15 protein-coding genes are annotated in these 12,562 nt (G+C 43.6%); all 15 read left to right on the forward strand.

The window, feature by feature from the left end; all coding sequences use genetic code 11:
* Nucleotides 1–7 precede the first annotated feature (7 nt).
* The 15 genes from ACYRY3_RS43675 (at nucleotide 8) to ACYRY3_RS43745 (ending at nucleotide 12,520) form a co-directional block, all read left to right on the forward strand.
* Nucleotides 8–1,540: a GMC family oxidoreductase gene (locus tag ACYRY3_RS43675; RefSeq protein ID WP_460208089.1), complete on the forward strand. Its 1,533-nt coding sequence runs from the start codon at nucleotides 8–10 to the stop codon at nucleotides 1,538–1,540.
* 35 nt (nucleotides 1,541–1,575) lie between these two features.
* Nucleotides 1,576–2,019, forward strand: a complete 444-nt coding sequence (locus ACYRY3_RS43680) for a VOC family protein (RefSeq protein WP_460208090.1) — start codon at nucleotides 1,576–1,578, stop codon at nucleotides 2,017–2,019.
* Between the two features lie 117 nt (nucleotides 2,020–2,136).
* A complete protein-coding gene (locus tag ACYRY3_RS43685; RefSeq protein ID WP_460208091.1) occupies nucleotides 2,137–2,889 on the forward strand; it encodes an SDR family oxidoreductase in 753 nt (250 codons plus the stop codon).
* A 69-nt stretch (nucleotides 2,890–2,958) separates the two neighbouring features.
* The gene (locus ACYRY3_RS43690; RefSeq protein WP_460208092.1) at nucleotides 2,959–4,356 is read left to right on the forward strand and encodes an ATP-binding protein; all 1,398 of its coding nucleotides are present in this window, start codon (nucleotides 2,959–2,961) and stop codon (nucleotides 4,354–4,356) included.
* Between the two features lie 405 nt (nucleotides 4,357–4,761).
* Nucleotides 4,762–5,190 carry a nuclear transport factor 2 family protein gene (locus ACYRY3_RS43695; protein WP_460208093.1) on the forward strand — a complete coding sequence of 143 codons (429 nt, stop codon included), beginning with the start codon at nucleotides 4,762–4,764 and terminating at the stop codon, nucleotides 5,188–5,190.
* Between the two features lie 192 nt (nucleotides 5,191–5,382).
* Complete coding sequence (locus ACYRY3_RS43700; RefSeq protein WP_460208094.1) at nucleotides 5,383–5,841, forward strand: nuclear transport factor 2 family protein; 459 nt, start codon at nucleotides 5,383–5,385, stop codon at nucleotides 5,839–5,841.
* Between the two features lie 76 nt (nucleotides 5,842–5,917).
* The gene (locus ACYRY3_RS43705; protein ID WP_460208095.1) at nucleotides 5,918–6,346 is read left to right on the forward strand and encodes a nuclear transport factor 2 family protein; all 429 of its coding nucleotides are present in this window, start codon (nucleotides 5,918–5,920) and stop codon (nucleotides 6,344–6,346) included.
* 39 nt (nucleotides 6,347–6,385) lie between these two features.
* Nucleotides 6,386–6,862, forward strand: a complete 477-nt coding sequence (locus ACYRY3_RS43710) for a nuclear transport factor 2 family protein (RefSeq protein WP_460208096.1) — start codon at nucleotides 6,386–6,388, stop codon at nucleotides 6,860–6,862.
* A gap of 27 nt (nucleotides 6,863–6,889) precedes the next feature.
* Nucleotides 6,890–7,318, forward strand: coding sequence for a nuclear transport factor 2 family protein (locus tag ACYRY3_RS43715; protein ID WP_460208097.1), 429 nt, complete (start codon nucleotides 6,890–6,892; stop codon nucleotides 7,316–7,318).
* A 67-nt stretch (nucleotides 7,319–7,385) separates the two neighbouring features.
* Nucleotides 7,386–7,802, forward strand: coding sequence for a nuclear transport factor 2 family protein (locus tag ACYRY3_RS43720; protein ID WP_460208098.1), 417 nt, complete (start codon nucleotides 7,386–7,388; stop codon nucleotides 7,800–7,802).
* A gap of 13 nt (nucleotides 7,803–7,815) precedes the next feature.
* Nucleotides 7,816–9,057: a cytochrome P450 gene (locus tag ACYRY3_RS43725; protein ID WP_460208099.1), complete on the forward strand. Its 1,242-nt coding sequence runs from the start codon at nucleotides 7,816–7,818 to the stop codon at nucleotides 9,055–9,057.
* Between the two features lie 97 nt (nucleotides 9,058–9,154).
* Nucleotides 9,155–10,171, forward strand: a complete 1,017-nt coding sequence (locus ACYRY3_RS43730; RefSeq protein WP_460208100.1) for an alcohol dehydrogenase catalytic domain-containing protein — start codon at nucleotides 9,155–9,157, stop codon at nucleotides 10,169–10,171.
* 80 nt (nucleotides 10,172–10,251) lie between these two features.
* Entirely contained in the window at nucleotides 10,252–10,716 is a 465-nt protein-coding gene (locus tag ACYRY3_RS43735) for a nuclear transport factor 2 family protein (protein WP_460208101.1), read from the forward strand.
* Between the two features lie 150 nt (nucleotides 10,717–10,866).
* On the forward strand, nucleotides 10,867–11,271 hold the full coding sequence (locus ACYRY3_RS43740) for a nuclear transport factor 2 family protein (RefSeq protein ID WP_460208102.1): 405 nt from the start codon (nucleotides 10,867–10,869) through the stop codon (nucleotides 11,269–11,271).
* A 160-nt stretch (nucleotides 11,272–11,431) separates the two neighbouring features.
* A complete protein-coding gene (locus tag ACYRY3_RS43745; RefSeq protein WP_460208103.1) occupies nucleotides 11,432–12,520 on the forward strand; it encodes an aldo/keto reductase in 1,089 nt (362 codons plus the stop codon).
* The last annotated feature ends 42 nt before the right edge of the window (nucleotides 12,521–12,562 follow it).

The following is a 12,562-nucleotide window of genomic DNA, read 5'->3' on the forward strand; positions in this document are numbered from 1 at the left end:
GCTTGCTGTGAATGAATACGATTTTATTATTGTCGGAGCGGGTTCAGCAGGAACAGTCGTTGCCAATCGGCTTAGCGAGAACCCAACAGTAAAGGTACTTGTTTTAGAAGCTGGTGACTCTAAGGTTCCGCCCAATGTCGAGAATCCTTCATTGTGGTACACCTTGCTTGGTTCAGAAATTGATTGGGCTTACACTAGTGTACCACAATCGGGACTCGAAAACCGGGTAACCCGTGAACCACGTGGCAAATTACCAGGTGGAAGCAGCAATTTATACATTATGATGCACATCCGGGGGTGTCCATCGGATTATGATAATTGGGCCTACAATGGTTGTCCTGGCTGGAGTTACAAAGAGGTTTTACCCTACTTCCAAAAACTAGAGGACCAGGAAGATGACACTAGTGAGTGGGCTGGCAAAGGCGGTCCGCTTCACGTTGCCAATGCCAAATTGCACAACCCAAACCCGACTTCTAAAGCATTTCTCGATGCTTGCTTGGAACTCGGTTATCCCTTGACTCGGGATTTTAACAGCCCTCAAATGGAAGGAGTTGGCTGGCATCATGTCAATATTAAGGACGGCAAGCGTCAGAGTATGGCATTGGCCTACCTCAACCCAGCGTTAGTTCGATCCAACCTCACGCTCAGTACTAAATCTCAAGCTACTCGGCTGTTGTTTGATGGCAAACGTTGTGTGGGAGTAGAGTATAGCCAGGACGGTGAGATTAAGACCGCTAATGCTAACTACGAAGTGATAGTTTGTGCAGGTGCAATTGAGTCTCCTAAGTTACTGTTACTTTCTGGTATTGGCAATCCTACTCACCTGAAGGAGTTCGATATTCCTGTAAAAGCTGATTTACCTGGTGTGGGCGAGAACTTCCACAATCACGTTCTGGTAGGAGTCATCAATGAAGTATCGCAGCCAGTTCCATCTCCTCACTTAAACCTGTCGGAATGCGCCCTGTTCTGTAAATCAGATCCAAATTGGGTTGGACCAGATTTGCAAATGGCTTTTGTACACGTGCCATTTGACATCATTGTTGGTCAGAAACACCCGAACTCCGTCAGCATTTTACCTGGTATTGTCCGCCCGATGTCGCGTGGCTGGATTAAACTAGCTAGTAAGAATCCGCTAGAAAAACCGCTTGTGAACCCCAACTATCTAAGTGCCGAAGCAGATGTCGAGAGGTTAATTCAAGCTATTAAGCTTGCTCGTGACATATTTGCAACAAAGGCTTTTTCAAGTTGGGTGAAGCAAGAATTAATGCCAGGACCAGACGTGCAGAATGACGAGCAACTGCGTGCATTTGTTAGACAAAATGCCGACTCTTATCATCACCAAGCTGGGTCGTGCAAGATGGGTTTAGATAATATGGCAGTTGTAGACCCTCGATTGCGTGTTTATGGCGTTGAAGGACTCAGGGTGGCTGACGCCAGCATCATGCCTGCCGTACCTTCAGGAAACTGCCACACAGGTATTGTCATGATTGGCGAGAAAGTCTCTGATTTAATCAAAAAAGAGCACAATTTGCTCCCATAACTTTAGTTATGGGTTAATAATGGAGAAAGTGAAGTATGACTTTACAAATTTTTTCTCAAGTGGCACTCACTTGCAAAGATCCAATTGCCACTGAAAAATTCTACACTAAACACTTCAGTTTTAAACGGGCTAGGGTTGCAAAGCTTCCAGACGGCGAGCAGATTGTCTTCATCAAGATGGGTGATAGTGCATTCTACTTTGAGCTTTTTAAGGCAAAGGAAGAACTTCCTGTAAGCCCTCCTATTAACGATGGACCCCAATACCCCTCAGTGCGTCACCTTGCTTTCAAAGTTGATAATGTAGACGCTAAGCTTGCAGAAATTGGTGATGATGCGAAAATTACCCTAGGACCCCTTAACTTTGATGATTACATCCCAGGGTGGCGTACAGCCTGGATAGCCGATCCAGATGGTAACATCGTTGAGATAAGCCAGGGATACGTGGATGAAGATAGTCCACCACCTTTAAAGGCAGATTGAGCAAAATGGTCTCCTCAGGCAGCAAAAATTCAAGACATTCTCTGGAACACCTGAGAGGACCCTATATTTTCAATATTTTTCCTCAAAGTCAATCTTTATCAAACGCGAGCAATACTTATGGAATTTTCAGGTCAAAGAGCATGGGTCACTGGTGCAAGCAGTGGTATTGGTGCTGCCACGGCGAAAATGCTGGCAAGTGCAGGGGCTGAAGTTGTGCTTTCTGCCCGACGTAAAGAACGTTTGAACAACCTTGCGGAAGAAATCACTGCGACTGGCGGTAAGGTCCTAGTCAAAGTGGTGGATGTAGCAGATAAACAGGCTATGACAGCGGTAGGACAGGAACTTGATGCGTTGGGTGGTGTCGATCTTCTCATCAATAATGCTGGTGTAATGCCGCTTTCCCCTTTGTTAGAAGGTCGAGTAGATGAGTGGGATAGCATTATAGACATCAATATCAAAGGCGTTCTCTACGCCATTAATGCCGTCTTACCCGGCATGGCAAAGCGTCAAAGCGGCCACATCGTCAATTTAAGTTCAGTTGGAGGTCGTAATACTTTTCCAACTGGGGCTGTCTACAGTGGCAGTAAATTTGCTGTACGTGCTATCTCAGATACTTTGCGCAAAGAAGCCATTTATTATGGAGTGCGAGTAACCGATATCCAACCAGGAGGGGTGGACACGGAACTTGTGAACTCCATCAAATACGCTCCGGTACACCAAGCAATGACCAGCAAAGGAGGATTTTATGGACAGGATAGCGAAAATCTTCAGTCAGAAGACATTGCCAATGCAATTTTCTATGCTCTTAGTCAACCAAAGTACGTGGATGTCAGCGAAATTTTGATCCGTCCGCGAACTCAGGAAATATAAGCTTTTTAACCAAGTTAACGTCTCACCTCTAGCATGGGTGACCCTCAAGGTGGGAGCCTGGAAAAGAACATGATCCACATCAAAGAAGAACTCCACAAGCTGCCACTTTTTGCACAACTTTCAGACGATCAGTTCGAGTCTATCTTACACGGTACAGAGGTTTGGCTGCAACCAGGTAATCAAATAGTAAAGCAAGGAGAGCCTTCTATTGCTTTTTACATTTTGCTTGAAGGTCAAATTGAATGGACAACAAAAGTTAACCAGCAGGATGTTTATGTACTGACTCATCAACCTGGGATGGTTTTTGGGCATGAACCTCTTCTTCTGAACATATCTTATCCCGTCAGTGGACGTGCTTTGAGTGCAGTTCGGATGTACAAGTTGGAAATTCACACTTTTTGGCGTATGCTCTCTATCTGCCCTTCAATTCTGCCCGACCTTCTCACCGTGATGACACAGCGCTTCCAAAGCTTGGAGGCAGTAGTACAACAGCATGGCAAACTTATTTCCTTGGGTACTATGGCCGCTGGCTTGGCACATGAATTAAATAATCCAGCAGCTGCAGCACTCCGGGCAACCGCATTGTTGCGAGAGAAATTTGGAACCATGCAAATTGTTACCCTCAAGCTTTTTCAAGAATGTCCTTCTCCGGAACAATTAAAGTTTTTTACCCAGTTTGAGCGTCACACTATTCAGCGTGCACTTACACCGCCTTTACTCGATCCTCTCACGGAAAGCGATCGCGAAGACAGCATTCTTAACTGGTTAGAGGCACACGGTATCACTGAGGGGTGGAAGTATACTCCAGTTTTGGTAAGGGCGGGATTTGACGCCCAAGAACTCAATGCGATCGCAGAACACTTATCGACCGCTTTGCTTGGCAAAGTCTTGGACTGGATCGAGGTGGAAGTTTTAATTGCAGAACTATTGGAGGAAATGGAACGAAGTACCACTCGCATCTCTTCTCTGGTCGGATCTGTTAAAGAGTACTCCTATATGGATCGGGCTCCCTTGCAGGAAATTGACGTACATAAGGGGTTGGAGAACACGCTAGTTATCCTGAATCATAAATTGAGACAAGGCAACATTATTGTGTTGCGTGACTACGATCCAAACCTAGGGTGCATTACTGCATATGGTAGCCAACTCAATCAAGTATGGACAAATCTGATTGACAATGCCATTGATGCACTGGATGGAACCGGACACATTTGGATACGAACATTGCAAGAGCCCGAGCGCGTGTTGGTCGAGATTGCCGACGACGGACCAGGGATTCCTTCGGAGATCCTAAATCGGATCTTTGAGCCTTTTTTTACAACAAAAGAAGTGGGTAAGGGGACTGGGTTGGGTCTGGATATAAGCCAGCGCATCATCGTCGGACGCCATCGCGGTGATTTGCGCGTGCAATCAAAGCCAGGCGATACACGCTTTCAAGTTCGTCTACCCATGCATCAATATAAGTGACAAAAGACTTGTGCTACAACAAAAAATGCAACCTAGTTGCAAAACATTAACCCTTATGATTACGTTTTTAGTTTTTTAAAATGAATGCATGAATACTCAAAAAACTCATATGACTGCCACTAAGAATCTAATATCTCTGATTGATGACTTTCTCTGAGTCAACTAAAAAACTGGAAAAGTCACGTGATAAGCCTTACTATGCACAAGCTAGAACATATTAGCATGAAAATTTAACTCTAAGCTTTCACTGATGCTCCTTCAAAAGTGACTTTAGATCGTGACCTTAAAAGAGATAAGATTGCTGGGTTCTAAGACAGTAATGAGTATAAAGTCCTGAAGAGTTCACCAAATTGTTAGGTTTAACCGGATTGTGAAAAGTTAACCGTAGCCAATGAGGAACTAAAAATGTCGAATCAAAATGTATCCGTCGTCGAAAAAATGTATGAGTGCTTTAATCAAGGAGACCTAGAAACCATCCGTAAAGAAGTTTTCGATCCCAATCTAATTTGGAATCTACCCGGACGTCATCCACTAGGTGGCACCAAGAAAGGTGTTGATGAAGTGCTTGCTTTCTTTGGCGAACTTGTTAAAACAAATATTAAAGTCGATCTCATCAAAATCGATGCTTTTGGTGAAGACACCGTTGTAGAAGTCCACCGTGGACATGGAGAAGCCAATGGATTTGCTCTAGATGCCCTTAACTGCACTCATTATCATATACGTAATGGCAAAATTGCAGATGTACAAGTTTATATGAGCGATCAATATTCAGCAGATAACTTTTTCTCTGCTGTTTTTGAATACAAACCGATACCAGCACGTTTGGCAAACTGAACTTTCATAGCAGGCAAGGGAGATTCAATAGTGACAAAATAATTGCAAACCATGTTAGCAATAAAAGCGAGGCATTAGGGGTAGGTAACTAATGACTCCCTTGTTATTTTAAAGTTTGCTAAATTCATGAGAACGTTAAGGTTCAATTTCTCAAATTCAAATATCAAATTTAAAAATAGGAGAGAGCTAAAAATGTCAAATGCTAATGTAGCCACAGTTGAAAAAACATCAAATGCTAATATAGCTATTGTTGAAAAAATGTGGGAATGTTTTAGTAACGGAGATATGGATACGCTGCGTAATATTTTTGCGCCAGATATTACCTATCGCATGCCCGGTTACCACCCAATTGCAGGCACTAAAAAAGGCATAGAGGAGCTTTTTGGCTTTTTTGGTGAACTTGGAAAATCGAATGTAAAAGTTGACCTCCTTAAAATTGGTGCTTTGGGTGAAGACATGGTTGTAGAAGTACATCATGGTTATGGGGAAACTCAGGGAGCCGTTTTGGATGTCACCAATTGTAATGTTTACCAGATTAGAGACGGCAAAATTGCCAAAGTAGATTGTTACAACGGTGACCAACATACAATCGACAACTTTTTCAACGCTATTTATAGACTTAAACCCATAACAGAGCGCTTAGCAGACTAAACCTGCAAGTATCTAAAAGTTTTAAGAACAACAAATGTGTCTGAAACCGTGTCAACAGAAGTAAGGAGAAATAAAGGTGACACATCCAAATGTAGCTGTTGTCAGCAAGATGTACGAATGCTTTGGTAAGGGCGACATGGAAACGCTCCGCAAAGAGGTTTTCTCTCCCGATCTAGTGTGGAACTTACCAGGGCACCATCCGTTAGCGGGCATTAAGCAAGGAGCCGATGAGGTAATTGCCTTCTTTAGTCAGTTAGCTAAGACAGGGATAAAAGTTGACCTAATCGCAATCGATGCAATTGACGAAGACACGGTTGTAGAATTACATCGTGGGTATGGTAGTGCTCAAGGAGAAGTTCTAGATGCAATCAACTGTACCCATTACCAAATTAGTGATGGCAAGATTGCAAATGTTCAAGTGTATATTGGTGACCAACACCCAGTAGATATCTTTTTCTGGGGAACCTATAATCTCAAACCAATACCCGCTCGCCTAGCTAACTAAATTGTAAGTTGTTTTTAAATTAGGGAAGAAGAACTAAAAATGACACATCCAAATGTAGCCGTTGTCAACAAGATGTGGGACTGTTTAAAGGCCCTTGTTGGTTATGGAGATGGAACTGAGTCTGACAGTTCATATGCACAAAGCTTGCAAGCTCTTCATAATGAGGTTTTTACACCCGATCTAACGTACTATATGCCAGGACACCACCCGATTGCTGGTGTAAAACACGGTATAGATGAAGTGCTTGCCTTCTTTGGTAAAATGGTCGAAAAATCGGGTTTATTGCAGGACGATCAAAGTATCCACGCATTTGGAGAGGACGGCGCTGTGGAAGTACACCGTGCTCACGGAGGAAATGGTAAAGCTTATTTAGATATCATTAACTGTTTCGTGTTCCAATTGCGTGATGGAAAAATCGCAGAAATTCGAGTTTTTAACAATAATCAACAAGCAGTTGATAACTTTTTCTCCACCATTTATTCTTTCAAACCGATACCAGAGCGCTTAGCTGACTAAGTTTTGTAATTTCATGAGGGACTTGAAATGGCTCATTCAAATATAGCTATTGTTGAGAAGATGTATCAAAGCCTGGGTAAGGGTGACCTGGAAACCCTTCGCAATGAGGTTTTCACTGCCGATGTTGTATGGAAGTTACCTGGGCACCATCCACTTTCAGGCACCATGCAAGGTATTGATGAAGTGCTCGCCTTTTTTAGGAAACTAGGTACGTCGGGTCTACAGGCTGAGGTGATTAAAATTGATGCAATTAATGAAGACACGGTTACGGAAGTACACCGGGTGTATGGGGAATCTAAAGGCGTCTCTATGAATATTCTGACCTGCACCCATTACCAAATTCGCAATAACAAAATTGCTCAAGTTGAAGATTACATTCACAACCAAGCTGTTGCCGATAGGTACTTCTGGGCTAATTACAGTCTTAAATCCATTCCAGAGCGTTTAGCTAGTTAAACCTTTGAATGTCTATAAGTCAAAAAACGGTTCAGTCAAAGTCATAATTTAAACAAGGAGATCTCGCGTGCTTGCAGCAGAAAATAAGGCGACAAACATAGAAGAGAACAAAAAGCTTGTACTGAATTTCTTTGAAAACTTCTCCAGAAGAAATACCGATGCGGTGTTAGCAGCAATGGAGGACACTTCAACTTGGGAAATTGTAGGTAGTATTTCCTTAGCAGGTGTAAGAACTAAACAGGAGTTTGGTGAGGCGTTCAAGGGCTTGGCTTCTATCGTACCACAAGGTGTCAGGATAACCCCTAAAGGCATAATCGCCGAGGGAGACCGAGTGGCGCTGGAAGCAGAAGCTTACGGCGAACTTATTAACGGCAAGATTTACCACAATCGGCTCCATGTCCTGATTGAAGTACGCGATGGTAAAATTCAAGCGGTACGCGAGTACTTTGACACCGCGCACGCTAACGAAATTTTTGGTAGCTAGTAAAGAGGTAATTATGACGCAAACAGTGGCCTCAGAAGCATTACCTTTGCAGGCAGGAACTTCATTCAGTGACCTCTTTCAATTAGGAAACGATCCCTATCCGATCTACCACCGCATGCGTGCTGAAGATCCAGTACATTGGAGCCCTGATGTCATACAAGCATGGTTCATATTCCGCCACGCAGACGTATTGACGATCAAAGAAGATGATATAAGGTTTAGCAGTAGTAAGGTCATACCAGAATTCCTCAAAGCAGACCAGCGTAATACCTTGTGGTGGGTTGAAAGTAAAGGCATCCTCTTCCTGGATGGTGTTGACCACACTCGGGCACGTAGGTTGGTATATAAAACTTTTACGCCTGAGTGGCAAGAAAGTATGCGTCCCCGCATCAATGAACTTGCAAATGCCCTGCTCGATCAAGTTCAAGATGTAGGAAGCATGGATGTAATTGCTGATTACGCCGTTCCATTGACCATTACGCAAATCTGCGATGTTTTGGGAACAACATGTCACGATCTCAAAATACTCAAGCAGTGGTCAATTGATATTTTTCGTGGGCTCGATCCAATTACAAAGCCCGATCTTGTCGAACGCGGTCATGCATCAGCACGACAATTAATAGATTACTTAAGGGCTGGTATAAGAGAAAGAGCCAAAAATCCTCAAAATGACCTCATCAGCGCCATGCTAACAGTTGAGGAAAATGGAGTTAAGCTCACTGAAGACGAGATTTTAGGTAACCTCTTTCAAATGTACATTGGAGGTCATGATGAAGCAACCAACTTAATTGGTAATGGTGTGCTTGCTTTGTTGCGTCATCCTGACCAATTAGATCTGCTCAAACAGAATCCTTTGCTCATTGAGGATGCTGTAGAAGAATTTTTGCGTTATGATGCTCCATTGCTTGGGATAATGCGAGCAGCGACAGAAGATATGCACATTGGTGGTAAGACTATCCAAGAAGGACAACGCGTCTTTCTCCTGTATGGGGCAGCAAATCGAGATCCAGAAAGATTTCCCGATCCTGACAGGTTAGACATCACCCGCCGCTATTCTCTTCACTTCTCTCTTGGCTGGGGTCGCCATTTTTGTATAGGTGCAAAGTTGGGGCGTCTACAGGCGCAGGTTGCTATTAACACGCTGATTCAAAGGCTGCCCAATTTGAGGTTAAACACAGACGAACTTGAGTGGCGCAAGAGCTTTACTATTCGTGCTCTGAATGCTCTCCCTGTTGCTTTTACACCAGGGAAGTAAAAGTGCTAGTGGGATGATTGATTGAAGCCAAGATTTTGAAAAGTCATCAAGTATTCAACGGATATTGCAAAAATGTGATTTCAAGGAAATCCTTTGCATGAAAGCTGCTGTCTTACCAAATTATCATCAATTTCTCCAAATCCGTGACCTGCCAGTACCATCTATTAGTCCCCAAGAAGTTCTCATTCGTGTTCGCGCTTGCGGGATCTGCGGTTCAGATGTCCACTTACTAGATGGGGATTTTGCTCCATATTCTCAAGTACCGATAATTCCCGGTCACGAAGTCGTGGGAGTGATTGAACAGGTTGGTGAGCAAATTAATTACCTCAAGCTTGGAAACCGGGTTGGTCTTCCCTGGACTCAAGGAACCTGTGGTCACTGCCGCTATTGTGTGCGTGGTGAAACAACTCTGTGCCCCGAACAACAGACTACTGGTATCAACCTTAATGGGGGTTACGCGGAGTATATTAAGGCTCCTGCCCGCGATGTCACGGTGATTCCAGATGCTATATCTTTTGAGGAAGCAGCGCCTTTATTTTGTGCAGGAATAACTGTCTTCACCCCCTTCAATTACACGAACTTCCAACCGGGGCAGAGAGTTGCTGTTTTAGGTGTAGGGGGACTTGGGCATTTAGCGCTTCAGTTTGCCCATGCGCTTGGAGCACACACTGTTGCGGTGAGCCGAGGCGCAGACAAACTCAAGTTGGCTAAGGAAAAACTGGGAGCGGATGAGGTAATCGACTCCGCTAATGAAGACTGGGTGCAACAGCTACAACAGATGGGTGGTGCCGAGGTGATCCTAGCAACTGCCAACTCTTCAAAACTAATGAGTGAGGCAGTTAATGCTCTCGCCCCAGATGGAACACTAGTATTACTGGCTGTAGATAACGAACAGTTGCTCTTACCGCCCTCGCTGTTCCTAATTAATGGTCGTCGAAGGGTGATGGGTAACCCTGCAGGCTCCCTCAAAGATATGCGCCAGATGCTGGAATTCGCTGCCGCCCACGGCATTCGCCCACTGATAGAAACCCACCCCCTCAAAGATGTTCAACTTGCCCTCGATCGTGTGCGTGCTGGCAAACCACGTTTTCGGGCAGTGTTAACAATGGCTTGAACCCAAGGTTCGCTCCATACTCGACGTTTCCAATTTAACTGGTGACAATGTTTACGTTCTAAAATATAAGGAAGGAAAAAATGACTGTTGCTCAAGAAACTAACACAAAAACACTACAACATTTGATTAAATTTATGGAAGAGCATTGGGTAAAGGGATGGGTAACCCAAGACCCAGAACTTTACGTGACAGGCTTCACTCCTGACGCTAAGTTTGCCGACACACCATTTACCCAAAGACCGACTCATGAGGGAATTCGCAATTACTTCCAAGTTTTACTCACTCAAAAAGATTGTAGGGCTGGTTACGAAGTTGTGGCAGTTACAGGGAACAAAGGCATTAGTAAATGGTGGGCTGAATATACCGTTATGCCTCAAAAAGATTGGCCGTCTAACCTCAGTAAGCTTGCAGAATCATATCAAGCAATTGGAATAGATGTGGAAAAAGGCAACTTCTTATCTCAAGATGGAATTCTCATTGCCGAGTTCAACGAAGATGGTCTTGTTACCAAACTTGATGAATGGTGGTTTACTCAAAAATCTTAGTGAACTGTGTAAGTACAATTCAAAAAAGCGTACTTAAGAAGTGCCCGAAAAATCGCTGAAATGGCAACATCCTGTACGTAATTGCATTTATGTTGTCCTTGGCGCGGATGATGACTTGAAAAAGATAAACAAGTTACGGGATTTTCATCTATGTCTCAAAACGCAGAACTTATCCGCGAATTGTACAAATCCATTGCACGGGGAGATCAACAGACAAACCGTGCATTGACAGACCCAAATTTTGAGTGGCATCTCGCCAAGTACTATCCTTATGGTGGTCCTTTCATTGGTCATGATGCCGTATTCTACGAGTTTTTCTCGCGCCTGTTAAACGATTTCGATGATTGGAGTGTTCAACCGGACGAACTTCTGGACGTTGGCGATACAGTAGTGTCCCTCGGTCATTACCGAGGACTGGCTAAGGCCACCGGAATCAAGGTAGACGCGCCCTTCGCACATATTTGGAGGCTCAAGGATGATAAGGTCATGCATATGCAACAGTACACGGATACGTATATGTTCGTGGAAGCGGTAGGCAGAACCTCCTATCCCTAAAGCGATCGCGTTTTGCAATCGTTTTGTTGTCGTCTTGCCATTGCCATTGTCAGCATGGTGCCGACAATGGCAGTTATACCGCGTAACGCAATCAAGACATTCTGGAAACAGGAAAAATCCTTAGGTCGAACGTCTATCCAACTATGTATAAGGTAGAAATATGGAACTCCAAAAATTTTCTGAACTGAATCATTATCGTTTACTGGGTAATAGTGGTCTGCGAGTATCACCTTTATGTTTAGGTACTATGACCTTTGGTAAAGATTGGGGTTGGGGATCTGATAAAGAAGAAAGTCAAAAAGTATTTGATTTGTATGCCGAGCGAGGCGGCAATTTCATTGATACTGCAAACAACTATACAAATGGAACAAGCGAAACTTTTCTTGGAGAGTTTCTTAAATCGCGTCGAGAGCAGTTTGTTTTGGGAAGCAAATACACGAGCAATATGCGTCAGGGAGATCCCAATGCAGGCGGAAATCACCGGAAAAATATAGTCCAATCCGTGGAGGCAAGCCTTAAACGTCTACAAACAGACTACATAGATCTCTATTGGTTACACGCGTGGGAATTTCGTACCCCGATTGAAGAAGTCATGCGTGCTTTAGACGATCTAGTTAGAGCCGGAAAAGTTCTTTATTTGGGGATTTCTGATGCTCCTGCTTGGAAAGTTTCTCAAGCGAATACCATTACCGAGCTTAGAGGTTGGACATCTTTTATTGCCCTTCAAGTTCAATACAACCTGGTCGAACGAGGTGCTGAACGTGATTTGATACCGATGGCCCAGGAATTTAATATTGGTGTCCTTCCTTGGTCTCCACTTGCTGGAGGAGTTCTCACTGGAAAGTACAGTCGCAACAATCAATTAGGTGCTAATCCAAACAATGGAACATCACAGGAAGTGACGGAAGGTACACGTAAGAGTTTAACAAAAAATTTGGGAATGTTAACTGAGAAAAACGTTACTATTAGTGAAAAAGTTCAAACAATTGCACAAGAGATCGGTCGTTCTCCAGCACAAGTGGCATTAAATTGGTTACTCCAAAAACCTGGTATTGTCAGCCCAATTCTAGGTGTACGTACTGTCAGGCAGTTAGAAGATAATCTTAAGAGCTTGGATTTTATACTTTCATCAGAACAGATGAAGGATTTAGATAACCTCAGCGAAATTGATTTAGGGTTTCCTCACACTTTTCTAGAAAGCGACACGGTTAAAAATATTATTAGTGGTGGAACACGTATTGCAGTCTAGCTAAAGTACTCAACGATATGCCAGTAAAACTAACCTGGGTTC

Source organism: Scytonema sp. NUACC21 (assembly GCF_054684315.1).

Bases quoted from the DNA above. Each gene is read 5' to 3' on its own strand.
- ACYRY3_RS43745 (WP_460208103.1), top strand. From the start codon at position 11,432: ATGGAACTCCAAAAATTTTCTGAACTGAATCATTATCGTTTACTGGGT.
- ACYRY3_RS43710 (WP_460208096.1), top strand. From the start codon at position 6,386: ATGACACATCCAAATGTAGCCGTTGTCAACAAGATGTGGGACTGTTTA.
- ACYRY3_RS43690 (WP_460208092.1), top strand. From the start codon at position 2,959: ATGATCCACATCAAAGAAGAACTCCACAAGCTGCCACTTTTTGCACAA.
- ACYRY3_RS43725 (WP_460208099.1), top strand. From the start codon at position 7,816: ATGACGCAAACAGTGGCCTCAGAAGCATTACCTTTGCAGGCAGGAACT.
- ACYRY3_RS43715 (WP_460208097.1), top strand. From the start codon at position 6,890: ATGGCTCATTCAAATATAGCTATTGTTGAGAAGATGTATCAAAGCCTG.
- ACYRY3_RS43735 (WP_460208101.1), top strand. From the start codon at position 10,252: ATGACTGTTGCTCAAGAAACTAACACAAAAACACTACAACATTTGATT.
- ACYRY3_RS43695 (WP_460208093.1), top strand. From the start codon at position 4,762: ATGTCGAATCAAAATGTATCCGTCGTCGAAAAAATGTATGAGTGCTTT.
- ACYRY3_RS43730 (WP_460208100.1), top strand. From the start codon at position 9,155: ATGAAAGCTGCTGTCTTACCAAATTATCATCAATTTCTCCAAATCCGT.
- ACYRY3_RS43685 (WP_460208091.1), top strand. From the start codon at position 2,137: ATGGAATTTTCAGGTCAAAGAGCATGGGTCACTGGTGCAAGCAGTGGT.
- ACYRY3_RS43740 (WP_460208102.1), top strand. From the start codon at position 10,867: ATGTCTCAAAACGCAGAACTTATCCGCGAATTGTACAAATCCATTGCA.
- ACYRY3_RS43700 (WP_460208094.1), top strand. From the start codon at position 5,383: ATGTCAAATGCTAATGTAGCCACAGTTGAAAAAACATCAAATGCTAAT.
- ACYRY3_RS43680 (WP_460208090.1), top strand. From the start codon at position 1,576: ATGACTTTACAAATTTTTTCTCAAGTGGCACTCACTTGCAAAGATCCA.